The sequence below is a fragment of the Haladaptatus pallidirubidus genome (assembly GCF_020700235.1).
GTDB classification, from domain to species: Archaea; Halobacteriota; Halobacteria; order Halobacteriales; family Haladaptataceae; genus Haladaptatus; species Haladaptatus pallidirubidus.
Window position 1 is genome coordinate 1,118,349 of record NZ_CP085301.1, and the last position, 24,420, is coordinate 1,142,768.

27 protein-coding genes and 1 pseudogene are annotated in these 24,420 nt (G+C 58.5%); 15 read left to right on the forward strand and 13 right to left on the reverse strand.

The window, feature by feature from the left end:
* Window positions 1-53 precede the first annotated feature (53 nt).
* Both LIX15_RS06295 and LIX15_RS06300 read right to left on the reverse strand, forming a co-directional pair.
* On the reverse strand, window positions 54-509 hold the full coding sequence (locus LIX15_RS06295) for a DUF5814 domain-containing protein (RefSeq protein ID WP_227776639.1): 456 nt from the start codon (window positions 507-509) through the stop codon (window positions 54-56).
* A 64-nt stretch (window positions 510-573) separates the two neighbouring features.
* Window positions 574-1,179: a cupin domain-containing protein gene (locus LIX15_RS06300; protein ID WP_227776640.1), complete on the reverse strand. Its 606-nt coding sequence runs from the start codon at window positions 1,177-1,179 to the stop codon at window positions 574-576.
* A gap of 435 nt (window positions 1,180-1,614) precedes the next feature.
* Between LIX15_RS06300 and LIX15_RS32715 the strand changes: the two are divergent.
* A pseudogene (locus LIX15_RS32715) lies at window positions 1,615-1,782 on the forward strand (DUF8100 family protein); the annotation flags it as partial.
* Window positions 1,779-1,982 carry a DUF8100 family protein gene (locus LIX15_RS33960; protein WP_486327106.1) on the forward strand — a complete coding sequence of 68 codons (204 nt, stop codon included), beginning with the start codon at window positions 1,779-1,781 and terminating at the stop codon, window positions 1,980-1,982. The pseudogene LIX15_RS32715 and the gene LIX15_RS33960, both read left to right, overlap by 4 nt.
* A 21-nt stretch (window positions 1,983-2,003) precedes the next feature.
* Here the strand turns inward: LIX15_RS33960 and LIX15_RS06305 are convergent, their stop codons facing one another.
* From LIX15_RS06305 to LIX15_RS06325, 5 genes are all read right to left on the reverse strand, one after another.
* Window positions 2,004-2,846, reverse strand: a complete 843-nt coding sequence (locus tag LIX15_RS06305) for a polyprenyl synthetase family protein (RefSeq protein ID WP_227776641.1) — start codon at window positions 2,844-2,846, stop codon at window positions 2,004-2,006.
* Between the two features lie 42 nt (window positions 2,847-2,888).
* Complete coding sequence (locus LIX15_RS06310) at window positions 2,889-3,611, reverse strand: class I SAM-dependent methyltransferase (RefSeq protein WP_227776642.1); 723 nt, start codon at window positions 3,609-3,611, stop codon at window positions 2,889-2,891.
* A 48-nt stretch (window positions 3,612-3,659) separates the two neighbouring features.
* On the reverse strand, window positions 3,660-4,613 hold the full coding sequence (locus tag LIX15_RS06315; RefSeq protein WP_227776643.1) for an electron transfer flavoprotein subunit alpha/FixB family protein: 954 nt from the start codon (window positions 4,611-4,613) through the stop codon (window positions 3,660-3,662).
* Window positions 4,610-5,401 carry an electron transfer flavoprotein subunit beta/FixA family protein gene (locus LIX15_RS06320; protein ID WP_227776644.1) on the reverse strand — a complete coding sequence of 264 codons (792 nt, stop codon included), beginning with the start codon at window positions 5,399-5,401 and terminating at the stop codon, window positions 4,610-4,612. The genes LIX15_RS06315 and LIX15_RS06320 overlap by 4 nt, the downstream gene beginning before the upstream one ends.
* Window positions 5,402-5,505: 104 nt before the next feature.
* Complete coding sequence (locus tag LIX15_RS06325) at window positions 5,506-6,645, reverse strand: helix-turn-helix transcriptional regulator (protein ID WP_227776645.1); 1,140 nt, start codon at window positions 6,643-6,645, stop codon at window positions 5,506-5,508.
* A gap of 154 nt (window positions 6,646-6,799) precedes the next feature.
* Between LIX15_RS06325 and LIX15_RS06330 the strand changes: the two genes are divergently transcribed.
* From LIX15_RS06330 to LIX15_RS06340, 3 genes are read left to right on the forward strand one after another with little or no spacing between them, the layout of a single operon-like run.
* The gene (locus tag LIX15_RS06330) at window positions 6,800-8,065 is read left to right on the forward strand and encodes a DUF7096 domain-containing protein (RefSeq protein WP_227776646.1); all 1,266 of its coding nucleotides are present in this window, start codon (window positions 6,800-6,802) and stop codon (window positions 8,063-8,065) included.
* 27 nt (window positions 8,066-8,092) lie between these two features.
* Entirely contained in the window at window positions 8,093-8,203 is a 111-nt protein-coding gene (locus LIX15_RS06335; RefSeq protein ID WP_227776647.1) for an archaellin/type IV pilin N-terminal domain-containing protein, read from the forward strand.
* Between the two features lie 51 nt (window positions 8,204-8,254).
* Complete coding sequence (locus LIX15_RS06340) at window positions 8,255-8,557, forward strand: hypothetical protein (RefSeq protein ID WP_227776648.1); 303 nt, start codon at window positions 8,255-8,257, stop codon at window positions 8,555-8,557.
* Window positions 8,558-8,604: 47 nt separating this feature from the next.
* On the opposite strand, the gene LIX15_RS06345 is transcribed toward LIX15_RS06340, so the two are convergent.
* The gene (locus LIX15_RS06345; RefSeq protein WP_227776649.1) at window positions 8,605-9,228 is read right to left on the reverse strand and encodes a methyltransferase domain-containing protein; all 624 of its coding nucleotides are present in this window, start codon (window positions 9,226-9,228) and stop codon (window positions 8,605-8,607) included.
* A 379-nt stretch (window positions 9,229-9,607) separates the two neighbouring features.
* Between LIX15_RS06345 and ahaH the strand changes: the two genes are divergently transcribed.
* From ahaH to LIX15_RS06390, 9 genes are all read left to right on the forward strand, one after another.
* A complete protein-coding gene (gene ahaH / locus LIX15_RS06350) occupies window positions 9,608-9,940 on the forward strand; it encodes an ATP synthase archaeal subunit H (RefSeq protein ID WP_227776650.1) in 333 nt (110 codons plus the stop codon).
* Window positions 9,927-12,116 (forward strand): V-type ATP synthase subunit I, encoded by a 2,190-nt coding sequence (locus LIX15_RS06355; protein WP_227776651.1) that lies wholly within the window; start codon window positions 9,927-9,929, stop codon window positions 12,114-12,116. The genes ahaH and LIX15_RS06355 overlap by 14 nt, the downstream gene beginning before the upstream one ends.
* Window positions 12,117-12,310: 194 nt before the next feature.
* On the forward strand, window positions 12,311-12,586 hold the full coding sequence (locus LIX15_RS06360; protein WP_227776652.1) for an ATP synthase subunit C-like protein: 276 nt from the start codon (window positions 12,311-12,313) through the stop codon (window positions 12,584-12,586).
* 22 nt (window positions 12,587-12,608) lie between these two features.
* Window positions 12,609-13,190 (forward strand): V-type ATP synthase subunit E, encoded by a 582-nt coding sequence (locus tag LIX15_RS06365; RefSeq protein ID WP_227776653.1) that lies wholly within the window; start codon window positions 12,609-12,611, stop codon window positions 13,188-13,190.
* Window positions 13,187-14,242 (forward strand): V-type ATP synthase subunit C, encoded by a 1,056-nt coding sequence (locus tag LIX15_RS06370; protein WP_227776654.1) that lies wholly within the window; start codon window positions 13,187-13,189, stop codon window positions 14,240-14,242. The genes LIX15_RS06365 and LIX15_RS06370 overlap by 4 nt, the downstream gene beginning before the upstream one ends.
* The gene (locus LIX15_RS06375) at window positions 14,239-14,580 is read left to right on the forward strand and encodes a V-type ATP synthase subunit F (RefSeq protein WP_076430754.1); all 342 of its coding nucleotides are present in this window, start codon (window positions 14,239-14,241) and stop codon (window positions 14,578-14,580) included. Before LIX15_RS06370 ends, LIX15_RS06375 begins: the two co-directional genes overlap by 4 nt.
* The gene (locus LIX15_RS06380; protein WP_227776655.1) at window positions 14,577-16,337 is read left to right on the forward strand and encodes an ATP synthase subunit A; all 1,761 of its coding nucleotides are present in this window, start codon (window positions 14,577-14,579) and stop codon (window positions 16,335-16,337) included. The genes LIX15_RS06375 and LIX15_RS06380 overlap by 4 nt, the downstream gene beginning before the upstream one ends.
* Window positions 16,337-17,749 carry an ATP synthase subunit B gene (locus tag LIX15_RS06385; RefSeq protein ID WP_227776656.1) on the forward strand — a complete coding sequence of 471 codons (1,413 nt, stop codon included), beginning with the start codon at window positions 16,337-16,339 and terminating at the stop codon, window positions 17,747-17,749. Before LIX15_RS06380 ends, LIX15_RS06385 begins: the two co-directional genes overlap by 1 nt.
* A 152-nt stretch (window positions 17,750-17,901) precedes the next feature.
* Window positions 17,902-18,594: a V-type ATP synthase subunit D gene (locus tag LIX15_RS06390; protein ID WP_227776657.1), complete on the forward strand. Its 693-nt coding sequence runs from the start codon at window positions 17,902-17,904 to the stop codon at window positions 18,592-18,594.
* Window positions 18,595-18,719: 125 nt separating this feature from the next.
* On the opposite strand, the gene LIX15_RS06395 is transcribed toward LIX15_RS06390, so the two are convergent.
* From LIX15_RS06395 to LIX15_RS06410, 4 genes are all read right to left on the reverse strand, one after another.
* Window positions 18,720-19,649 (reverse strand): branched-chain amino acid transaminase, encoded by a 930-nt coding sequence (locus LIX15_RS06395; protein ID WP_227776658.1) that lies wholly within the window; start codon window positions 19,647-19,649, stop codon window positions 18,720-18,722.
* 213 nt (window positions 19,650-19,862) lie between these two features.
* Window positions 19,863-20,267, reverse strand: a complete 405-nt coding sequence (locus LIX15_RS06400) for a DUF5518 domain-containing protein (protein WP_227776659.1) — start codon at window positions 20,265-20,267, stop codon at window positions 19,863-19,865.
* A 137-nt stretch (window positions 20,268-20,404) separates the two neighbouring features.
* Window positions 20,405-21,064 (reverse strand): 3,4-dihydroxy-2-butanone-4-phosphate synthase, encoded by a 660-nt coding sequence (gene ribB / locus LIX15_RS06405; RefSeq protein ID WP_227776660.1) that lies wholly within the window; start codon window positions 21,062-21,064, stop codon window positions 20,405-20,407.
* Window positions 21,061-21,771 carry a DUF120 domain-containing protein gene (locus tag LIX15_RS06410; protein ID WP_345410715.1) on the reverse strand — a complete coding sequence of 237 codons (711 nt, stop codon included), beginning with the start codon at window positions 21,769-21,771 and terminating at the stop codon, window positions 21,061-21,063. Before LIX15_RS06410 ends, ribB begins: the two co-directional genes overlap by 4 nt.
* 241 nt (window positions 21,772-22,012) lie before the next feature.
* Here LIX15_RS06410 and LIX15_RS06415 point away from each other — a divergent pair, with 241 nt between their 5' ends.
* Window positions 22,013-23,374, forward strand: a complete 1,362-nt coding sequence (locus LIX15_RS06415; protein ID WP_227776662.1) for an alpha-amylase domain-containing protein — start codon at window positions 22,013-22,015, stop codon at window positions 23,372-23,374.
* Window positions 23,375-23,385: 11 nt separating this feature from the next.
* Here the strand turns inward: LIX15_RS06415 and twy1 are convergent, their stop codons facing one another.
* The gene (gene twy1 / locus LIX15_RS06420) at window positions 23,386-24,378 is read right to left on the reverse strand and encodes a 4-demethylwyosine synthase TYW1 (protein ID WP_227776663.1); all 993 of its coding nucleotides are present in this window, start codon (window positions 24,376-24,378) and stop codon (window positions 23,386-23,388) included.
* Between the last annotated feature and the right edge of the window lie 42 nt (window positions 24,379-24,420).

Below are 24,420 nucleotides of genomic sequence, written 5' to 3' on the forward strand. Positions count from 1 at the left end.
CGACCAGTACAGTTCGATTAGCCCGACACGGTGTGAGTATCCGACGGAGTAGACTATCCCGACAACGAATGTTTTTTCCGGCGAGCGAGCGCCTCCGCCGAATCGTCGCCCTCCACGTTGGCGAGTTCCTCGACGGCTTCTAGCGTCCGCACCGAGTTGTCCAAAAAGGACAGTATGTCGCCCGAGTATGCGTACACCATGTAATCGTCGGACATTACGTCCACGATGGCGTCAGGGCCGAGACCACCTTCCCGTAGTTCGAGCAAGTAGCGCATGAACTTCCGTTCCGGACAGCCACAGTAGGGGTTGCTCTGGCAGTCGCAGTCGAGGAAGTCCTCGGCGAAATCGAGCACTCGGTCTCTTGTCGCTCCGTCCAGTTTTTGCATGCCGTCGCCCTGAAACAGGATGTCCAGCGTCGCACCCTTGAACGCCCCTTTCGGGATGTTCGTCTCCAACTGCGAGGAGATTTGGCGATGGTTTTTGACGTAGATTTTGTCCGTGATAGCCACGCGTAGTGGGTTTGTATTCGGTTCTGCCGGATAAGCGTGTCGTCAACGGGAACCGAGAGTCGAACTACGAACCGAGAGGTGGATTCTCGAACTCGGAACCACAGTCCGGACAGCGAACGACTAGTTCGTCACCTTCCTCAAGAGCGACGCGCAGTTCGTCGTGGTCGCAGTCGGGACAGCCTTTCGGAGCGCGCTCGGCACCGCAGTCCGGGCAGACGAGTGTCGGCTCGCCCGCGTCGGTTTCCAAGCGCGTCTCGTCGTGATCACAGTCGGGGCAGGTCAAGGGAAATCTCACGTCTTCGCTGTCGCGGGGTGCCCCGAGCGCAAGTATCATGAGTTCGCTCTCGGAGTCGTTCTTTCCCGACTGGAACTCGCTAGGCGCGAATCGGATGGTCTCGCCCGCTTCGACCGTGATTTCGCCGGTTTCGTGATTCGGGTCGTGAGGTACGTAGGTCTCGAACGTCGCCTTTCCCTCGATGACGACGAACACTTCTTCTTGATCGCCGTGCGCGTGGAGTCCGCCGGGGAGTGCTTCGCCGGGTGCGAGTCGGTAGTAGTTCAGTGCGAGGTCGGTCGTTCCCAGCGGTTCGGACAGTTTGTGGTGGTCGATGTCGGTTTCGTCGCTATCGGTTTTGTCGGGGTTGTCCACGTCGATTGCGACTTTCTTCATAGCAGTCGGTTCGGGAAGTACCGACAAATGCGTTTTCGAGGTTGAAGTGTCGATCCGAAACTGACGGCTGTTAGAGAACTTTGGATGCCGATTCTCCTACCGGGACTGCAACTGTCTGAATGTTGATTTCCTGTCGATACTGCAATTCCCGACTCCAAATGACCGCAACCGCATGCGGGCGAGTGCGCCGACCGCTGGCGCACTCGCCCTCGGCGTCCCCTGACCTCCCCGGTCGCTCTGGCAGTTCGCGCACTCCGCGCGAACTGCCCTCACCGCGCGGCCTCAATCCGGATATGAAAATTCGAGGAATCAATAGCGAGGTCAGAAACCATTGTAACCAAATAGTTTGCAAGAGTAGCGAGAACAATGGTAAGTCTCTTCGAGCGATGGTTTAGTCGCTTTTCCGACGACTAGGAAGACCCTTCGACAGTAAAAGGGTTTTTCGGCGGGCTATGGCAGATAGGGCTTCAAATTGTGCTCTACATCTTCCTGCTGACTCTCGCTGACTCGTTTGGAATTACATCATTCGACGGTTCGCAGACTGCAAATGCCGTCGTGATTTGGGTCGCGGTGTTTCTCGGCATCCTGCTCGGACGCGGGTGAACTATCTCCATTACACCCGAGAGCGGTTCAGGCAACTCGGACGGACGTTCACCTACCGAACCACGGCGATTGTCGGAGTTTACGGACTGTATATAGCTCTCCTCTCGATTCACCCGGTTCACGGGATTATGTTCGCGCTTGCTAACATAGTCACCAAAATCCTCCTCTTCCTCGGAAGTACCATATATAGAAAACTGTAGGCGCTGTTCGAAAATCGAAAGTCAGCGTTCGCGCGTGACGACGAACTCCGCGAAATCGCGGAGGTAGTCCAGCGCCTCGGAATCCGGCGCGTCAACCCGGTCGAGTGCGGCGAGGGCTGCATCGGATTGCTTGTAGGCCAGCTCGTTCGCCTCGTCCGCGCTGAGGTCGGTGACTTGCACGATTGAGGGACGACCGATTTCTTCGTCCTGCCCCGTCGGCTTTCCGAGGTCGTCCGGGTCTGCCGTCTCGTCCAACACGTCGTCACGAATCTGGAACGCGACGCCGACCCGTTCTGCGTACTCGCCGAAGGCATCGACGGTTTCGGGGTCGGAGTCCGCCGCCAACGCGCCGAGTTCGGCGGCGGCGCGGAACAAGGCTCCCGTTTTTCGACGCGCGAGTTCCATGTACTCCGACCGGTTCGAGGGCAAATCGACGAGTTCCGAGGCCTCGCCCATGCCGAGTTCTATCATCGACTCGGCGACGACTTCCATCGCGCGAGGCTGGGTGGAAAACAGTTCGAACGCCTCACCAAGCATTCCGTCGCTGGCGATGAGGGCCGGACCGTACCCGTATTCGGCCCACGCGCTCTTCGTTCCCCGACGCACGTCCGAGCGGTCGATGATGTCGTCCACGACGAGCGACGCGTCGTGGACGAGTTCGACGCCGACGCCAAAATCCACGGCGTCTTCGGCGTCGCCACCCGCCGCCTCGCAGACCAGCATCGCAACCGTCGGTCGAACGCGCTTTCCACCCGAAAGCGCCGTGTGTGCAAGTTGTTCCGACAGTTCGCGTGGCTCGACCCGCGCTACGACCTCCTCCAATCGGTCTTCGACGAGCGTCCTGCGGGCCATCAGGTACTCCATTCATCTGTGCTTCAGGACGGGGCACGCAAATACGTGACGGGTTCAGTTTGCTGTCATCACGGCGCGAACGGATAGAAACGTGGGTTCGCGTGACACGCGTTCGAAGGTTTCCGGAGCCTTCTCGCGGAACGCTTCCGTCGGCCGGCTTTCTTCGATGCGGTCGAGGTGAAAGCCCGCACCGAGCAGGGGATTCAGTATCGCCGAAAGCGGCCGCCGGTACGTCGGAACCTCGACCGGATCGCCGAAACTCGTCCAGACCTCGCTCACGATCTCCGTCTCGAAGTAGTTCTCCGGATCGAAATGGAGGAAATCCCCGATGGGGTGGCCGCACGAGAAGACGAGGGGGGCGTCAGCGCGGAGTACGCGAGCCAATTCCGAGAAAAGCGAGTCCCAGTCCGAAACGTAATCGAACGCCAACGAGCTGTAGACGAGGTCGAACCGGTTCGACTCGAAGGGGAGACCCTCGCCGAAGTCGCATCGCAGAAACTCCGCACCCGGTGCGTGCTCGCGTGCGTGAGAAAGCATCGACGGGCTCGCGTCGATACCGGTCACCGCCGCGTCTTCGTCAAGCAGATATTCGGTCGTGATTCCCGGCCCGCATCCGACGTCTAATACGTCCATTCCCGAAACATCCGGAAGCAATCCCTGCGTCGTCGGACGTTCGAGGTCGGCGTTAAACGGTTTCGTCGGCGCGCGCTCGGCGTAGTCGTCAGCCAACTGCTCGTAGGCCGAGAGGGCCAGCGGTCGCTTTCGTTCGTCGGTCACAATTCCTTGTCGGCAAGAACGGTGAAAAAGGTCGCTAATCGGAAGTCTCTAGCTGAACTGCTCGATAAGTTCCGGAACGACTTCGAACAGGTCGCCGACGACACCGTAATCGGCGATGTCGAAGATAGGCGCGTTCGGGTCGGTGTTGACCGCGATGATGGTTTCGGCACCTTTCATTCCGGCGACGTGCTGAACCGCGCCGGAGATACCGATTGCGAGGTACACCTGCGGCGTCACTTGTGCACCCGACTGACCGACCTGACGATTCTTCGGGAGCCAGCCGTTGTCCACGATTGGGCGGGAAGACGCGAGGGTCGCACCCGTTGCCTCCACAAGGTCTTCGATGAGCGGAAGATTCTCTTCCTCCTCGATACCGCGGCCGATGCTGACGATGAATTCAGCTTCGCTAATGTCCACGTCACCGCTGCCGACTTCCTCGAAGCCGGTGACAGTCGAGCGAACGTCGGACTCGTCGACTTCGAAGTCGAACGCGGAAATCTCGGCGTCGCCGACGCCTTCGGCTTCCGGCCATTCTGCGCCACGGGTGGTGACGGCGAACTGGTCGCCCTCGACTTCCACGGTCATCTCGACTTTCGAGCCGTACATTTCGCGGGTCGTCGTCAGCGTTTCGTCGTACTCGAAGCCGATAACGTCAGTGACGAGCGGCAGGTCGAGTCGATTTGCAACCGCGGGCGCGTAGTCCAGTCCGTTCACGCTGTTCGGCATGAGGACGAACGTCGGTGCGAGGTCGTTGTACAGCGCCTCGACGGCCTGCACGTACACGTCGTGGTTGAACTCTTCGCCGTTTTCGACGGTGTGAACCGCGTCCACGCCCTCACGGTTCAGGCTGTCCGCGAAGGAGTCCACGTTACCGCTGATAACCGCGAGGTGGAGTTCGCCACCCGCGTCGTCGGCCAGTTCGCGCCCGGCGGAGATGATTTCGAAGCTCTCGTCGCGGAGTTCGCCGCGGCGGTGTTCCGTAATGGCGAGAACGTCGCTCATTCTGCCACCCCCTTCTCGCGGAGCACTTCAGCCAGTTTTCCGGCAGTTTCTCCGGCGTCTCCCTCGAATATTTCCGCGTCGCTCTCGCTTTCTGGTTCGTACATGTCGGTCAGCGTCAGGTCGCTCTCTAAGGTGTCGGCGTTGAGACCGAGGTCGTCGAGCGTTTTAGGTGCGATTTCTTTCGATTGGGCCTGTCGAATACCGCGCAGACTGGCGTATCGGGGTTCGTTGATACCGGTCTGAATGGTGAGCACCGCGGGAAGTTCCACGTCGGTTAACTCCTCGACACCGCCTTCCAATTCTCGGCGGACGTGCGCGACACCTTCGTCGGCATCCATATCGAGGGCGTTCACGACTGCCGCCCACTCGAAGTCGATGGCGTCCGCGAGCGCGACACCGGTCGCACCGAATGCGTCGTCGCCTGCCTGCACGCCGGTCAGCACGACGTCGGGTTCTTCTTCCGCGACGACGGCGGAGAAAATCTGCGCCTTTGCCTCGATGTCGAGCAGGTCAACGTCCTCGAACGACTCGTCCCAGACGCGAATCGAGCGATCCGCGCCTTTGGCGAGCGCCATCCGAATCGTTTCCTCCGAGCGCTCGGGGCCGATGGTGACGGTGACGACTTCGTCGGCGATGCCCTCCTCGTTCATTTGGACGCCTTCTTCGACAGCGTAGTCGTCCCACTCGTTGAGGTCGTATTCGAGGTAGCGGTCGTCTACCTCCGTCCCTTCGACTTCGAAGTCATCCGCGAGTTCGGCGACTTCTTTTACGGTTACAAGGACCTTCATAATCAATTCCTTTCCGGGTAGCGGGTAAACGTTTTCGAAACGGCGGACAATGCACGAACAGTACTATTCGGTTTTCTTACTCGTTAGAATCGAATTTGCGGGAGTTACTCGCTGTCGAAGTCGGCGATATCCTCGTCCGGAAGCGTGATGAGGTTTTCACGGCCGATTCGAAGTTTATCTACGCGACCCTCGTTGTCCATCGACGAAAGGAGTTGTGACACTTTCGCGTTCGACCAGTTCGTCTCGGCGACGATTTTCGCCTGCTTCATCCGGCCACCGTTTCGTTTCAACAAGCGTTCGACGCGCTCCTCGTCGGACAGCAGTTCGACACTAGGTTCATTGTCCTCCGGTTCGGAACCGGGAGCGACTTCCCCAACCGAATCGCGCCCGGGTTCTGAAACCGTCGCAGGCGGGTCGTCCGCGGGAGAATCATCCGCCGGTTCGTTGTCGCGTCGTTGCATCAGAACGTACAGACCGACAACTCCGGAACTGACGACGAGTAAGAGCAGCACGATGTTCGTCGTGGAGAGAAACGGTTCCTCATTTCCGGTTCCAGTCTTCGAATAGGTCACGTCTATCTCACCGTTTTCGGGATTCAGCGACTTCGGTCCTTCCAACGTTATCGTTCCGTTGCTGTGTCCGTAGTTCGGCGAGTTCTGAATCCGATACCCGTTCGGCGAGTCGATGACGAGTCGCTGGTCGGCCGTGAGCGAACCGAGCCACGTCGATGAGCCGTCGTCCACCAAAAACGCGTCCCGCAAAACGATTTTGTCCCCTTCCACCTGTGCGAAGTTCGTCCAAACGAATGAGAGGGACAGCGTGTGAGTTGTATTTCCCGACGTATATTTCAGCTCAACGTCAAGTATTTTCATTTCGCGCCTCGTCTCCGACTCCATTTGGTCGGCAATTCGGATGAACAACTCCTGTGATGGGCCGACGTTTGCGCGACCATTTTCGAAATCATCACCGAGTTTTTCGAAGGCGGCAGTTTCGTTCTCCGTTTTGGTGACGAACTCCATCGAGACATTCCACCGAGCATCGCCATCCGGTTGTGGCGTAATTCGAATCGTGGTTCCGTTCGCGGTCGTCTCGTCGGCCGCTGATTGGCTTGCGACCGCACCATCGACACTGTCCGGTGTATCGAGGCTAGTCGGGGATGCCCGTCGCGTATCCGCCGCAGAAACAGCGGAACCCACGACGAGGATGGTAAGGAAGACCACGAGGAGGGCGGAATGTAACCGCATACCCTTGTGTGGTCAATCGGGCAAGAAAATACTTTCCATCCATGCGATAAAACATCAGCGGTCGATTTGAATGATTTTCGTCTATCTCAGACGTTCATACAACTGCACCGAAATTCCGTACGTATTTTAATGCGGAGATACGTACACCACTCACATGACCCGGGCGTTCCCCGTCGTATTAGCAGTATTCCTCGCCCTCACCGCTCCTACTGCTGCGTTCGAAACTGGGTCTGCAACCTCGATGCAAACCGAAGCGGACACGGATAGCGTAGTGACGCCGCCGGGAGTCAACAACACGACTGCACAGTTGAGTCTCGGAACTCCCGACCGCACCGGAACGGATGCACCATCAACCAGCCTCGGTGCGGCGTTGGAGATGAATAGAAACGAGGTAGAGACGCAGAGTCGGATATACGAACTCGACGAAAAGTTATCAAACACGAACAACGACCAGGAGAGACATTACGAACTGAGACAGTACAGATTCGAAATCGGATCGCGACTCTCGTCGTTGAAGTACACGGAACAGGAGATTCGAACGAAGTTCAACGACGGCGAAATATCCAGCGAGGAGTATCTCCGACGGCTCGCGGTGCTTCATGCCAAATCGGAAAACGTTGAACGGTCGATACAGTACATGGAAGCGCGCGGACAAGATGTTCCACAGTTCACGCCAAGGGCGTGGACACTCAAGGCGGAGCTCATTCCCTTAAAGGGGGCAATTCGGGAGTCCGCTATCAACCAGTACACCGGACAGACCGAATCGCGCACGATATACGTGGCGACGACGGACACCGGTGTCGTTCTATCGAGTATAAGCGGCAATCAGTACGTGAGAGAGGCGTACCTCTCCGAGAACAGGAACATTAACGGCACGAACCAATTGCTCGCTCAGGAAGCCCAAAACATTACCGAGACGCAGTATCCGTGGGCAAAAGAGAACAACAACGGAGAGATAAGCACTAACTCCAGATTTGGGACAGGCATATTCGTGACCACGCTCCCGCACGAGCAGGGAGTCGTCAAAGCCGTTCTCGACGGAAAGACGGAGAAGATATTCCGCGAAACGCAGTACGGCTATCTCACCGGCGACAGCCACATTCCCTACGGTGAGGTGGTTCAGAACAACACGACGGACCACCAACTCACTGTCAACCGAACGTATCCGGGTGGCCCGCTTCGAATAAACGTCACCGACGGAAACGGCAATGCGGTCGATAGCCGCATCACGATTGGCGACCGAGAAATCGGGAAAACCGGAAGCGACGGCGTCCTGTGGACTATCGCTCCGAGACGAACCTCTACCGTCTCCAGCACGCACGGGACGACGACTCTCAACGTCACCGTCACCCCGTACGGACTATCGCAGTCGAACCAATCGGAAGAGACACCACAATCGTTCGACGCACCCGAAAGTTGAAATAGCAAAGCGGGCCCATTCGGGGTCGTGTCGAACCGAGCCCTTTCACCCGTCGTCGCAACGGTTCTTTTGCTCCTCGTCACGCTCGTCCTCGCGGGAACGATCGGAGCAGTTACGGTACAATCAGCGTCGTTTTGAGAGCCGACATACGTCGTTATCGACGTTTCGGCTGACGCCACCACCGACCGTTTGACGTTCGTTCATCGGGCGGGAGATTCGCTCGCGGTCGAATCGCTCTCCGTCCACATACTCGTCGATGGGACGCCGCTGGAACAGCAACCGCCGATTCCGTTCTTTTCCGCACGCGGATTCCAACCCGGTCCGACCGGAGCGTTCAACAGCGCGACGAACGAGACATGGGATGCTGGCGAGACCGCGAGTCTCGGAGTTGCGGGGACGAACGCACCGCTTTTCGAAACTGGAGACAGAGTTGTCGTTCGAATCGTCGTAGATGGCACGGTCGTGACGGAAATAGAAACGACGGCGGAATAGAAGCGACGGTTAATTGGGAGCGACAGCCAGTTTGTCAACTATATTTTTCATTCCTCGGGCGCGCGCGCGACGGTCGTGATGGCGATATCGGGGTCGTACTGCGGCCCCATTTCGCGGTGGCGGATATCTTCGTAGCCCGCTTCGCGAAACATTCGATCGGCTTCTTCGCGGTCGTAAAAGAGCATAATCGAGTCCGCGACTTTCTGCATGACGCCGGTTCGAGGGTAGTTCGGGCCGACGATGAGTACTTGGCCGCCAGGTTTCGTCACCCGGCGAATATCTCGAAGTGTTTCGACCGGATCGGGCCAATACTCGATGGAACCCGACGACCAAACCACGTCGAAAGAGTCGTTTTTGAACGGCAGTCGTTCTGCATCGCCGCGATAGAAGTTTACGGGATCGTACTTGCCGATTTTCGTCCACGCCTTCTGGAGCTGATGGACGCTCTGGTCGAGGCCGTGGACGTTGTCCGTGTGTTCGAGCAGTCCCTCGGTTCCGAAGCCGGTTCCACAGCCGACGTCGAGGACGTGGTCATCTTCGTCGATGTCGAGCATCGACAGCGCTTCGGTTCGCATCTCCTCATTCCAGATGAACGGATTGACCGTGTCGTACACCTTCGAGAGATATTTGTAGAAGATTCGTGCGCGACGTTTGTTTTCGAGGATACCCATTAGGCGGCGCTTGGGACTGCGTAATGATGAATCCCCACCTTTTTCTGCGGTCGTGAGCTGAGAGGTGGCGCAAATTGCACTACCTCTCGGTCGAACTCCCTAAAAAAGGAGGATCAAAAGTCTCCTCACCCCCTCAGTCGCGTCTCCGACGCTCCTTCGGGGGTTCGTCGGCCTGTTCAGTCGTCACTTCGTTCCTCCTTTGCGGAGAGCGTGCTGGCCTCTAGCGGTTGATTGGCCTGCCAATTCGGACGGATTGTTTGGGTTGAAGATCCGCGGTTAACCGGCCTGCATATCGTTCACGACTCGTTTCACTCGTCGTTCGCTTGGTTCCGCAAGTAGTTTATAGCCGCTAGCGCAACCTTTCGCGTGATTACAGTATATGCCGAGGCCAGAGGTTCTCGAACGAATAACGGAGGCCGAAAAGGAGGCTGACGACATCGTCGCGGAAGCCAAAGAAGACCGCGAGGAGCGGATTTCTGAGGCACGGAAGACGGCTGAGGAAATCCGCGAAGAAGCCGAAAAAGAGGCCACAGAATTGGAAGAAAAACGCTTGGAAGAGGCGCGCGCGGAAATCGAAGCCGAGCGCGAGGAGCTGCTCGCGGCGGGCGAGCAGGAGCGCGAGGAACTCGAATCGAGCGCGCAAGGGAACGTAGAGGACACGATGGAGTTCGTCCTCGACCGGTTCAAGGAGGCGGTGCATGCTCAGACCTGAGCAAATGAGCAAGGTCTCGGTGACGGGGTCACGGGACGTTATGCCGGAGGTCATCGAGACGATTCACGAACTGAACCTCGTTCACCTGTCGAACTACGACGGTTCGTGGGAGGGGTTCGAACCCGGCAACCCAACCGAGGGCGCAGAAGAGGTGTCCGACAAACTCGTCACGATTCGTTCCATCGAGAGCATTCTCGATGTGCAGGACGAGGATGCGGGGCCACAGCGAATCGTCACCGACGACGCGCTGGACGACGAACTGGAAGAGATCCGAACGAAGGTCAACACGCTCGATGACAGGCAGGCCGAACTACAGAACGAACTTCGGGCCGTCGAAGACCGTATCGACTCGATGGAGCCGCTCGCGGAACTCGGCATCGACTTAGACCTGCTGTCGGGCTACGACAGCCTCCAAGTCGCGGTCGGTGAAGGGGACACGGAGGAAATCGAGCGCACGCTGCGCGACGCGGATGACATCCAGGAGTTCGAACTGTTCACCGGCGGCAGAACCGTCGCCATCTTCGCGTATCCCACGGACGATGCGGACGAGGACGCGCTTGACGACGCGCTCGTTGGCGTCGATTTCGCATCGCTCGACGTTCCAGACGCATCGGGCAGTCCGGAGGAGTACGTTTCGGAGCTTCGACACGAACGCCAGAAGCTCGAATCGAAACTCGACGGCGTCGAAAACGAACTGCACGACGTGAAACTCGACGCCGCCGGGTTCCTTCTCGCCGCGGAAGAGAAACTCAGCATCGAGGTGCAGAAGGCGGAGGCGCCGCTTCAGTTCGCGACGACGGAAAACGCCTTCATCGCCGAAGGATGGATTCCGACGGAGAAGTACAACAAGCTGGCGAGTGACCTCAATGCAACGGTCGGCGACCACGCCGAAGTGGACGAAATAGAACGCGCATCCTATGAGTCCCACGGAGACCATCACGCGCCTCTCGAAAAAGCGGAGGAAACCGGGATTGCGACGGACGGTGGTCACGCGGTCAGCAACGACAACCCGCCGGTCATCCAGAACAACCCCGGCTCGGTCAAACCGTTCGAGGTGCTGGTCGAAACCATCAACCGACCGAAATACTCCGAGTTCGACCCAACGGTCGCTCTGTTCCTCACGTTCCCGTTGTTCTTCGGGTTCATGATTGGCGACCTCGGATACGGACTGTTGTACCTCGCGATCGGCTACGCAATCTACGCGAAATTCGATAGCGCCGCCGTCAAGAGTCTCGGCGGCATCGCAATGTGGGCAGGTGGATTCACCGCGTTGTTCGGCGTCTTATACGGCGAAATATTCGGATTACACATTCTCGGAGATGTGGTGTTCGGTGACGCCGGGCCGCCGATTAAGAAGGGACTTCAGCCCGTGAACAGCTATTACGCAACCGGCTGGCTCGTACTGAGTCTGCTGGCGGGTATCGTTCACCTCACCATCGGTTGGACGTTCGATTTCATCGAGAACTTGAATCACGGGTTCAAGGATGCGATGACCGAGAGCGGTTCGTGGATTATAATGATGTTCGGTCTGTGGGCGTGGATTTTCGCTGGAGCAGGCGGAAGCGCACCCGACCTTCTCTACGGTTCCGGAAGCGTGTTCAACGGTAATCCGTTCTCGTTCGGATTCTCCGGTCTCCCATCGTTCGACTTGTTCACGATACCGGTACTCGGCTTCCCGTTCTCGTTGTGGCTCGGGGTGTTCTTCATTGGTCTCGTCCTCCTCGTCGTGGGCGAACCGATCGAGGCCGTCGAGTTCCTCAACGTGCTGGTGAACGTGCTCTCGTACACTCGTCTTGCGGCCGTGTTGCTCGCGAAGGCCGCGATGGCGTTCGTGGTCAACATGCTGTTCTTCGGCGTCTACGTGACCGGCCATGAAGGTCACGAAGCATGGCACTTCGGTATCGGTCACATGCCGCACGTCAATGAGATGTCGCACGGCCACGAAGTGACGAGTATCATGTTCCCCGGCCTCGTCCATTCCGGTATCGCGGGGGTCGTCGGAGGGCTGCTCGTCCTGGTACTCGGTCACTTGCTGGTGCTGGCGCTCGGTGTCACGAGCGCGGGTCTGCAGGCGGTGCGTCTCGAATACGTCGAGTTCTTCGGGAAGTTCTACGAAGGCGGCGGAGAGAAATACGAGCCGTTCGGCTACGAGCGGACGCACACGACGCAGGACTGACTCCAAAACCCGTTTTCCGTTTTTTCGCGACCAACTCGACCTCGATCATCCCTCGACACTGGTACTTGCTACCATGATTTAGCAGGTACAGCCCGCGATACGAGCGAATCCGACGGAACGCTTTGGGAAGTTTTAAGAATCCAGTGACTCGAACTACGACCTGTTAGGCCATAGAGCCACAAAGGACTAAACCAATGTTCGAATTCATACTCGCGTTCGTTGACGCAGCTGTACTGCTCGCACAGGACGGAACTGCCCAAGGTGGCAATGCACCGGCTATTCCAGCAGACGCCGCCTCCGCACTCGCAGTCGGTCTCGCCGCACTCGGCGCGGGATACGCAGAGCGCGGTATCGGTGCCGCCGCGGTCGGCGCCGTCACGGAAGACCAGGACCTGTTCGGTACGGGACTCATCCTGACAGTTTTGCCGGAGACGCTCGTCATTCTGGCGCTCGTCGTCGTGTTCGTCTAAACACACCCATTCCCTCTTATCAATGAGCCTGGAAACGGTAGTTGAGGATATTCGAAACGAGGCCCGCGAGCGTGCGGAACAGATTCGTGCGGACGGAGAAACCCGTGCGGACAAGATAATCGCCGAGGCGGAGTCGGATGCCGAGGAGATTCTCGCGGCGAAAGAGCGCGAAATCGAGAGCCAAATCGAGCGAGAGCGAGAGCAGAAGCTTTCCAGCGCGAAGCTCGAAGCCAAGCAGAAGCGGTTGGAAGCCCGCCGGGACGTACTGCAGGAAGTTCGTTCCGACGTGGAAGAAGAAATTGCAACCCTTGGCGGTGACGACCGCGAAGAACTGACGCGCACACTGCTTGACGCGGCAGCGGAGGAGTTCGAGTCCGGCAACACCGTCCGAATCTACGGACGGGCCGACGACGAGGAACTGCTCACCGACGTCGTTACGGACTACGACGGCTTCGAGTACGCGGGCGAATACGACTGCCTCGGCGGCATCGTCGCCGAGAGCGAGGCGTCCCGCGTTCGCGTGAACAACACGTTCGATTCGATACTCGAAGACGTGTGGGAGGATAACCTCCAAGCAATCAGTTCACGGTTGTTCGAGCAATGAGTACGGCAGACGGCACATCGAACTACGAGTACGTCAACGCCCGCGTGCGGGCACGACGAGCCGCGCTGTTCGACGACGAGGATTATCGAAAACTCCTTCGGATGGGTCCGGGCGAAATCGCCCGCTACATGGAGGAGACGGAGTACGAATCCGAAATCAACGCACTCGGAGCGCGCTACGACGGCGTCGACCTCGTCGAATACGCACTCAATCGCAACCTTGCCAAACACTTCGACGACATGCTGGATTGGTCCGGCGGGAAGCTGTACACGCTTATCGCGCGGTACCTGAGAAAGTTCGACGCGTGGAACGTCAAGACGGTACTGCGTGGTATCTATGCGGACGCCGACAGCCAGTCGGTTCGTGACGACCTGATTCACGCGGGTGAGTTCGAACGGTCGTTCCTCGACCGATTGGCCGACGCGGGAGCAATCGAGGACGTCGTCGAAATGCTTCACGGGACGATTTTCGGCGACCACCTCGAAGCTGCACACGGGGATTACGAGTCCACCGGACTGTTGATTCCGTTGGAAAACGCGGTTGACCGAGCGTACTACGAAGGGTTGATGGAAGGCGTTACGCAGACCGAAAACCGTGCAACCCAGTTGTACGTCGAGTTCCTGCAGGCGGAAATCGACTTCCGGAACATCCGAAACGCGCTCCGAATTAGCCGAAGCGGTGCAGATATCGACCCCTCGGAATACTTTATTTCGGGTGGGAGGCTGTTCAAGGCCGCGGAGCTGTCACAGCTCGCCGGGAACACGGACGAGCTAATCAGCCAAGTTAGAGAGAGCACGTACGGGAACGACTTGGACGAGGCACTCGACGAACTGGAGCGCGCCGACAGCCTCATCGGATTCGAGCACGCCCTCGACGCGGCACTGCTCGAATATTCCGAACATCTTTCGTACGTGTTCCCGCTGTCGGTGTGTCCGGTGCTTGCGTACATACTCGCAAAGCAGAAGGAAGTGGATAACATCCGTGCCATCGCACGCGGACGCGAAGCAGGACTGTCCGAAGACGAAATCGAAGACGAACTGGTGATGCTATGAGCCAGGAAATCGCCGTTATCGGAAGTCCGGACTTTACGACCGGATTCCGGCTCGCGGGAGTTCGGAAGTTCGCAAACGTTCCGGACGACGAAAAGGACGCGGAGTTAGACGACGCTGTTTCTCAGATACTGACCGACGACGACGTAGGTATCATCGTGATGCACGACGACGACCTTGCACACCTCTCTCGAAACGTCAGAAACGACGTCGAGACGAGCGTGGAACCCACCCTCGTGACGCTGGGTGGTGGCGCGGGAAGCGGCGGACTCCGCGACAAAATCAAGCGCGCAATCGGTATCGACCTTATGGACGAAGACGAACAAGGTGATAACGAATGAGCCAGGCAACAGACAGCGACGTCGTCCGTGAGGACGGCGTCATTCAGAGCGTGAGTGGTCCGGTCGTGACCGCCACGGACCTCGGTGCCCGGATGAACGACGTTGTGTACGTCGGTGAAGAAGGGCTCATGGGCGAGGTTATCGAAATCGAAGGCAACCAAACGACGATTCAGGTGTACGAAGAAACCTCGAACGTCGCTCCCGGGGAACCCGTCGAGAACACGGGCGAACCGCTCTCCGTGGATCTCGGGCCAGGAATGCTGTACTCCATCTACGACGGTGTTCAGCGCCCGCTGGACGTGCTCGAAGACAAGATGGGCGCGTTCCTCGACCGTGGTGTCGACGCACCCGGTATCGACCAAGAGAAAACCTGGGAATTCAACCCCGAAGTCGAAGTCGGTGACGAAGTCGAGCCCGGCGATGTCGTCGGAATCGTCCCCGAAACCGAGAGCATCGACCACAAGGTGATGGTGCCTCCGGATTACGAAGGTGGCGAGGTCGTCGATACGAAGGAAGGAAACTACGCCGTCACGGACACCATCGTCGAACTCGACAACGGCGAAGAAATCCAGATGCAACAGGAGTGGCCGGTTCGTGAACCGCGCCCATCCGTCGACAAACAGACGCCACGAACACCACTCGTGTCCGGTCAGCGTATCCTCGACGGCCTGTTCCCCATCGCAAAGGGCGGAACGGCCGCGATTCCGGGTCCGTTCGGCTCCGGAAAAACGGTGACCCAGCATTCGCTCGCGAAGTGGGCGGACGCGGACATCGTCGTCTACGTCGGCTGTGGTGAGCGCGGAAACGAGATGACGGAAGTTATCGAGGACTTCCCGGAACTCGAAGACCCACGAACCGGCAAACCTCTGATGTCGAGGACGTGCCTCATTGCGAACACGTCGAATATGCCCGTGGCCGCACGAGAGTCGTGCATTTACACGGGAGTCACCATCGCGGAGTACTACCGTGACATGGGATACGACGTCGCGCTGATGGCTGACTCCACCTCGCGGTGGGCGGAGGCGATGCGTGAGATTTCCTCGCGCCTCGAAGAGATGCCCGGCGAAGAGGGATACCCGGCGTACCTCGCTGCCCGTCTCGCCGAGTTCTACGAGCGCGCAGGGAAGTTCGAGAACATCAACGGCACGGAGGGTTCGGTGTCGGTTATCGGTGCAGTGTCGCCGCCCGGCGGCGACTTCTCCGAGCCGGTTACGCAGAACACCCTGCGTATCGTGAAAACGTTCTGGGCGCTGGACGCCGACCTCGCGGAACGTCGGCACTTCCCGTCGATCAACTGGAACGAGTCGTACTCGCTCTACAAGGACCAACTCGACCCGTGGTACGAACAGAACGTCGAGCCGGACTTCCCGGAAAAGCGCCAGTGGGCGGTCGACGTGCTGGACGAAGAGGACGAGCTCCAAGAAATCGTTCAACTCGTCGGGAAGGACGCGCTTCCGGAAGACCAGCAACTCACGCTCGAAGTCGCGCGCTACCTGCGTGAGGGATGGCTCCAGCAGAACGCGTTCCACGACGTGGACATGTTCTGCTCGCCAGAGAAGACGTACCGGATGCTCGAAGCGATCCAGACGTTCAACGAGGAAGCGTTCACCGCACTCGAAGCGGGCGTCCCCGTCGAGGAAATTACGGCTATCGACGCCGCACCGCGCCTGAACCGAATGGGAACGGCGGAGGAGTGGCAGGACTTCATCAGTGAAGTCGAAGCGGAAATCAGCGAACAGCTCAGGGAGAAATATTAATGAAAGAATACCAGACAATTACGGAAATCAGCGGTCCGCTGGTGTTCGCCGAGGTTGACGAGCCGATCGGATACGACGAAATCGTCGAGATCGAGACACCTGACGGCGACACGCTGCGCGGACAAGTGCTCGAATCGAGCGAAGGTCTCGTCTCGATTCAGGTGTTCGAGGGAACCGAAGGTATCGACCGCAAATCGTCGGTTCGGTTCCTCGGCGAGACGATGAAGATGCCCGTCACGGAGGAACTTCTCGGGCGCGTTCTCGACGGTTCCGGCAACCCGATCGACGGCGGTCCGGAAATCGTTCCGGACGAGCGACGTGACATCGTCGGTGCGGCTATCAACCCGTACGCCCGCGAGTACCCCGAAGAATTCATCCAGTCCGGCGTGTCCGCCATCGACGGCATGAACACGCTGGTTCGTGGGCAAAAACTGCCTATCTTTTCGGCGTCCGGTCTGCCGCATAACGAGCTCGCGCTCCAGATTGCGCGACAGGCGAGCGTGCCGGAAGAAGACGAGGGCGGCGACGGCGAAGGAAGCGAGTTCGCAGTGGTATTCGGCGCGATGGGAATCACCGCCGAAGAGGCGAACGAGTTCATGGAGGACTTCGAGCGAACCGGTGCGCTGGAGCGCTCCGTCGTCTTCATGAATCTCGCGGACGACCCCGCAGTCGAGCGGACGGTCACGCCGCGCCTCGCGCTCACCACGGCGGAGTACCTCGCGTTCGACAAGGATTACCACGTGCTGGTGATCCTGACGGACATGACCAACTACTGCGAGGCACTGCGAGAGATCGGTGCCGCGCGTGAAGAGGTGCCAGGCCGTCGTGGCTACCCCGGATACATGTACACCGACCTTGCGCAGTTGTACGAACGTGCAGGTCGTATCGAAGGCCGTGAGGGGTCTGTCACGCAGATTCCGATTCTCACGATGCCGGGCGACGACGACACGCACCCGATTCCCGACCTGACCGGCTACATCACCGAGGGTCAGATTTACATCGACCGTGACCTGAACTCGCAGGGTATTCAGCCGCCGATCAACCCGCTTCCGTCGCTGTCGCGCCTGATGGACGACGGTATCGGCGAGGGGCTGACCCGCGAAGACCACTCCGGTGTGTCCGACCAGATGTACGCCGCGTACGCACAAGGTGAAGACCTTCGTGACCTCGTGAACATTGTCGGTCGTGAAGCGCTGAGCGAACGTGACAACCAGTACCTCGACTTCGCCGACCGCTTCGAGAAGGAGTTCATCGACCAGGGCTTCGAGACGAACCGAACCATCGAAGAGACGCTGACCATCGGCTGGGATCTCCTGTCGATGCTTCCAAAAGAGGAACTCAACCGTATCGACGAAGAGTTCATCGAGAAGTACTATCCGGAAGAGCAGGCCGAAGAAGTCGCGGCTGACTGAATCGGTACTATTCTCCTCGGATTTTTGATCACAATGCATGAAGGGGCGACCATCGCTCACATATTCGAACGCCGCTCCGATCTCTGCTAGCTCGGCGCAACAAATCTCGACTGTAAAGTATTATCCCCTTCGAGTTTTTATGGTCAACCAAGATGGCTAAGGACGTCAAACCCACTCGGAAGAACCTCATGGCGATTGAGGATCGCATCGACCTCTCCGAGCGGGGCCACGACACGTTGGAAAAGAAGCGTGACGGCCTCATCATGGAGTTCATGGACATCCTCGACCAAGCGCAGGACGTGCGCTCCGGTCTGGACGAGGATTACCAGCGCGCACAGCAGACCATCAACATGGCTCGCGCGATGGAGGGTGACGTGGCGGTTCGTGGGGCCGCCGCTGCACTGCAGGAACACCCGGAGATTACGACCGAATCGAAAAATATCATGGGTGTCGTCGTCCCGCAAATCGAGTCCTCGAAAGTTAAGAAGTCGCTCGACGAGCGCGGGTACGGTGTCCTCGGCACGAGCGCCCGCATCGACGAAACTGCGGACGCTTACGAGGAACTGCTCGAAAGCATCATCCTCGCAGCCGAAGTCGAAACGGCGATGAAGAAGATGCTCACCGAAATCGAGACGACCAAACGCCGCGTTAACGCACTTGAGTTCAAACTGCTTCCCGAACTGCGCGAGGCGCAGGACTACATCGAGCAGAAACTCGAAGAGCAGGAACGCGAGGAAATCTTCCGAATGAAGAAAATCAAGGCAAAGAAAGAAGAGGAAGAGAAGGCCGAGAAAGAGGCCAGCGAGCCGGAACCTGTCGAGGGCGAAGTCGCCGTCACGAGCTAAACTCTGCGGATTTTTCGTTTTCTCTTTTAGCAGTAGCCGGGATTATAAATGACAAGATAAAACAGCGAACGGCGACGCTTCGCGTCTCGTGAGCGAGGACGCCCGCCGCCGCAAAAAGGGGGTTCTTAGATGTACGTGAACCACTCTTCGTGGTCGTCGATGCGCCGGTTGACTAGGTCGAAGAATTTCGACTGAATCTCTTCGGTCACGGGGCCGCGGCTTCCGTTGCCGATTTCGACGTTGTCAACTTGCCGAATGGGAGTGACTTCCGCCGCACTGCCGGTGAAGAACAGTTCGTCGGCGGTGTTGAGTTCGCCGCGACTGATGGTGGCGTCGTCGTTGACGGTGTAGCCCATCTCGCGCGCCACTGTGATGACACTGTCGCGGGTGATACCGTCGAGGATACTCTGAGAGAGACCGGGCGTGTAAATCTCGTCGTCGCGCACGAGGAAGATGTTCTCGCCGGGGCCTTCCGCGACGTTACCTTCCTTGTTCAAGACGATTGCTTCGACGAAGCCGTTCCGTCGGGCTTCCTCACCGGCGAGGAGGCTGTTAACGTACAGGCCGGTCGTCTTGGCGTTCGTCGGAATCTGGCTGGAGGAGTGTTTGCGCCACGAAGAAACCATCACCTTCACGCCATTTTCGAGGGCCTCGTCGCCGAGGTACGCGCCCCACGGCCACGCGGCGATGGTCACGTCGGTCGGGCAATCGCCGGGACTGACGCCGAGGCTGTCGTAGCCGTAGTAGGCGATAGGTCGGATGTAGCACGAATGAAGGTCTTGTCGGTCGATGAGTTCGAGGGTAGCCTCGGTGAGTTCTTCCGGTTCGTACTCGATTTCCATATCGTAGGGTTTACACGAGTCGTAGAGGCGCTGGAGGTGTTCTTCCCAGCGGAAGATTGCAGGGCCGTTTTCCGTGTCGTAGCACCGCACACCTTCAAAGACGCCGGTTCCGTAATGTAGTCCATGCGTGAGGACGTGGACTTTCGCGTCGTCCCAATCGACGAACTCGCCGTTCATCCAGATCGTATCCACATCCATCTCGTCAAAGCTCATACGGTCTCCCCAATGAAGGCCAAGGTAATCAGTTTTGGCGATTGTCCCCGGACGATTGGTCAGAATTACTCGGAAAGAAATAATCCGAAGAACAGGTTACGGCCCTCACATACGAACCTGCGATGCGTGGCGGACGCCCGTAGCATCACACTCACGACACGAAAACGGAATGGGCGCAAATCGGTTCGAAAAATCGGGACGGTAAAAATCGGTTCAGCGACCCGCAGGCCGCCCAGTAGCGCGACCAGTAGAGCGGCCCTTTAGCCACGAACCCACCGCACCACCGATGATGCCGGGGATTGCGGCGACGACGACGAATAGCACGCCGAAGGCGAACAGTCCCATGGCCGGAATCGGTCCGGCCATCAGTCCCGCGAAGGTTAGCAAGAGGAGCGCCACGATTGCCCCTGCGGCAGTCGCCACACCGCCGTTGAGCGCGCCGTCACCGAGTCTGCTCCCGGCGACGTAGCCGGCCACGACACCACCGATAATGCCGGTCAATCCCGCACCGACGATGGGGAGCGTCATGTCGGTAAACGGGATGGCGGCCCCGCTGAACAGGGCGACGATGATGGTTGCAACGATTCCGTACACGACTGCTCTGAGTTTGAAGTCCATACATGTAATATGGGTTTGAAGTATCATGAACATTTTTCATAATTGCGATACGTATTCGGTCATTACCGCAATCGAACACCAGAAATTTCGTTACAGCTATAACAGGTTGCGCTCCCGTCGGAACGGGATAAGACGACTCAACCCAGCGTCTCGATAATCTGTGCGCCTTCGAGATACGGAAAGTCGTGGCGCTCTGCGTATGCTCGTGCGTTGTCGGGTGAGAGCGCACCACCCGTTTGGTCGTCCAGCATTTCGCAGACGACGACGGCGGGGGGTAGTTCCGCGGCGTTCGCCAGCGCGACGCCGAGTTCGGTGTGGCCCTGTCGTTCGGAAAGCAATCCGGGAGCGGCCCGCAGGAGGTGAACGTGTCCAGGCGCGCGGAACTCGTCGGCGAAGTCGAGTTCGTCCGCCAGACTCGCCGCGTGTGCCAGCTCGGTGATCGTCAGCGCGCGGTCGTCGTCGGTGATTCCGGTGTACGTGTCACGGTGGTTCACCGTCAGCGAGAACGATGACCGGGAGTCGTAACCGAGTTCGTGCCCCTCGCTCGCGGGGTGGTCGATTATCTCGTCCATGTACGCGAGGCCGAACGCTTGCGCGACGTCGTGGGAAAGTGCGACGCAAATCAGGCCGCCTGCGTCGTTACGAAGTCGAGAAACGGCTTCCGGAGTGACTGCTTGCGCGGGGTAGATGAGGTCGGTTTCGCCCTCACGGTCTTCGGCGTCGTGGACGAGTAGGGGTGAACCTTTCTGAAACGCTTCGGTTGCTTTCGCAACCGTCGCGGAAGTCGTTTGACTCATGGTGCCTCCTCGACGTGAACTGTGACGTGGTCGTCGTCGTCCAGTCCGAGTTCGTCACGGAGTTTCGCGGGAGCGATGAGTTCGACTTGGTCTTCGTCGTGGTGGGTTCGTTCGGGCGCGATGACGTGAGCTTGTTCGTAGGAGTCACCGTCCGCCGTTTCCACGGTGGCAGGATAGCAAACAGCAGGACCGTACGTTCGGTCGCCATCTTCCCAGCCGTCGATCGGAATCGGTTCGAGCGCTTCCATCGCGGAGCGGGCGCGGACGCTTTCGGCGGTCAATTCGATGTTCAGCGTCCCGGGGAACGGTTCGTACCCCAATCGCTCCGTGAACTGTGCCATATAGCCCGGCAGCGAGATGTAGTGGCGACCCTCGCCCATTCCGCCCGTAACCGTACCCGAGAGGTCAACGCCAGAGAGGTTTTCGAAGATTCGTCGATAATCCTCGTATTCGCGTTTGAGTTCCCACGCGCCGTCGTCGGTGATGGCGATCCACTGACCGTTACTGACTATCTCGCGGGTGACGAGACCCGCATCATCGAGTCGTTGGAGGCGGCGTGACGCCGTCTGATTGGAGGCATCGAGGCGGTTTGCGAGATCGGCACACGACACTTTGACCTCGCTTTCGAGCGCCCCGTCGAGAGCGAGCAGTTTGAGCGCGGCGAGTTCGTCGTATCCGACCACGAGCGATGTCGCTGGCATACTCAGCAGTCAGTGCTTCGGTCGTTTAAGCATACCGGAAATGGTACGCGTAGCAGAAATGAGATAGAAGATAGCGTAATATCCGCAGCGGGATAGCACCTAACCCGCCATCACATCTAAATTTGCTGGTTTCGGTGGGGAGTGAACGTCCGCGACACCCTGTACACCATATTTTATCCATCGTAATTCGAAATTTGATTTTTTGAGAACTAGATTAATGTGTGTAGTGATAGTACATCATAGATGTATGATGGAGAATAACACACAACGTTGCGACGGCGTCCGGAAACAACGAGGAACAAGCCGTGACAGTGCAGAGAAATCCGATACGATCGACTCACGATGTACAGACCTGACGCGGCGTGTATTCGTCGGCGGACTCTCCGTCGTGGGACTCGGCGCCGGTTTGTCCAGATTTTCAAAGCAAGCGGAAGCCGCGGGCGAACCGGTTCATTTCCAGTACTTTCACGAGACCTGGCCGACCATCACGAACAACCTCCCGAAAGTCGCCGACCGAGGCTACGACGCGATTTGGATACAGGCACCTCAAAAAAGCGGCCTGACGTGGGAAGATCAGAGCGGACGCAACGACCCGCCGCTCGGCTATCAACCGGTGGATTTCACGACGTTCGACAGCGAGTTCGGGACGGAAGCCGACTTACAAGCGCTCATCGACGAAGCGCACGACCAAGGGTTGGAGGTGTACGTCGATTGCGTGATGAACCACATGGCGGTCGGCTACGACTACGATTTCCCGCGATTCTCCTACGACGATTTCCACCACGACGTTGGTTCTATCGACGACTGGAACGACGACCATCAGGTTGAACACGGCGAACTCCTCGGCCTCCCCGACCTTGCACAGTACGAATCATCAACTTCCGATTACGTCCGCGGAGAGTTGATGAACTACATGGAGAAAGTCGCCTCCTTCGGCGCGGACGGCTACCGATACGACGCGGTCAAACACGTCGAAGAAAAGTTCTGGCGCGACTACGCGAACCCCAAAGCCGACGAACTCGGCATGAAACGCGTCGGCGAAGTGTTCGACGGAAGCGTCGATTACGTCCAAGGCTACATCGACGCCGGAATGGACGTCTTCGACTATCCCCTGTACTACGTCCTCAAGGACGTGTTTTCCGGCGGCGACGTGAGGCGACTTCAAGGCGCAGGTGTCGTGGCCCAAGACCCGTGGCACGCACGTCCATTCGTTCAGAATCACGACGAAGGTGCGCCGTCCCAGTACCACCTCGCGCACGCCTTTGTCCTCACCACTGAGGGTACCCCGATGATTTACAACCTCTACCCGAACGCCATCTTGGACGACGGTGAGGTCAACAACATGGTCTGGGTGAAGAAAAACCTCGCAGGGGGAGAAACTTACTGGCGGCACACAGACGGTGACCTCGGCGTCTACGAGCGATACAACAACCTTCTCGTCGGCATCAACAACGGCGGCAGTTCACGCACGCAGTCGGTGTACACCTCGTGGACGAATACGACGCTCAAAGATTACAGCGGGACGGGCGGCGACATCACGACCGACGGAAACGGGTGGGTCGATGTAACGGTACCTGCGGAGGATTGGGTGTTCTACGCGCCGTACTGAGTTAGATACAGTCAGTTAGTCTTTTTCCACTCACCATTCACCGAATCTCGCGCCCAAAACTCGCTGTTTTTCTTCAATTTCGGAACCCACGTATTGTCGGTCTTCGAGAGCAGCGCGACCCGCGAAGCGGGCACTTCCTTCAGTACGCCGTGTTTCGGCATGTGTTCCCGCACTTTCTCGGAGAACGCTACGACCTCCTCGTGGTCTAACATCGCATCGCGGTCGAGACGGCCGCGGGAGTGGCCGACGTGCATGTAGGCTTTGAGTTCCACGAAGTCCGGGTCGGCGCGCTCGTAAAACGCGGCGTACCAATCCGGATTTTCCACGTTCTCGCCGCCGACGAGCGTGGTTCGGAGGACGGTTCGAGTGTCGTCTTTTTCCGCGAGTACGTCCATCGTATCGATGAGGTTCTCCCACGCGTCGTCGTCCACCGCACGAACTACGCGGTCGAAAGTGGCTCGATCCGGTGCGTCCACGCTGACGTAGAGTTGCGTCGGGTCACACTCCGCCAACATCTCCGGGTTCGTTCCGTTGCTCACGAGGAACGTGGTGATGTCCCGGTCGTGGAACGCCTCGATGAGTTCCGGCAGGTAGGGATACAGCGTCGGTTCCCCGTCGAGACTGATTGCGACGTGGCGCGGTTCCATCGACTCCTCGAAGATTTCGCGGGGAACTTCGTCGTTGCCGCCGAATCCCGACAGGAGTTTTCGCTGGAGACGAATGCTCGCGTCGACGACTGCCTCGGGGTCGTCCCACTCCACGTCACCGAGTTCGTAGGAATGCCCGCGATGGTCGCGCCAGCAGAAGACGCAGCGCTCGTTGCATTTCACCACCGGCGTCATCTGGATACAGCGATGGGACTCGATTCCGTACCAGATGTTTTTGTAGCATTTTCCCTCGCCGCGCAGGGCGTTGGCCGTCCACCCGCAGGTTTGGGCGGCGGTGTGGTTCTCGCTGTGGTAGTTCGGGTTGTCTACCTGTTTCGGCCCGTCGGACTCGCTCATTGGGGCGGCCTAAGCGTCGTGGCGTCAAAAGATGTAGGGGTC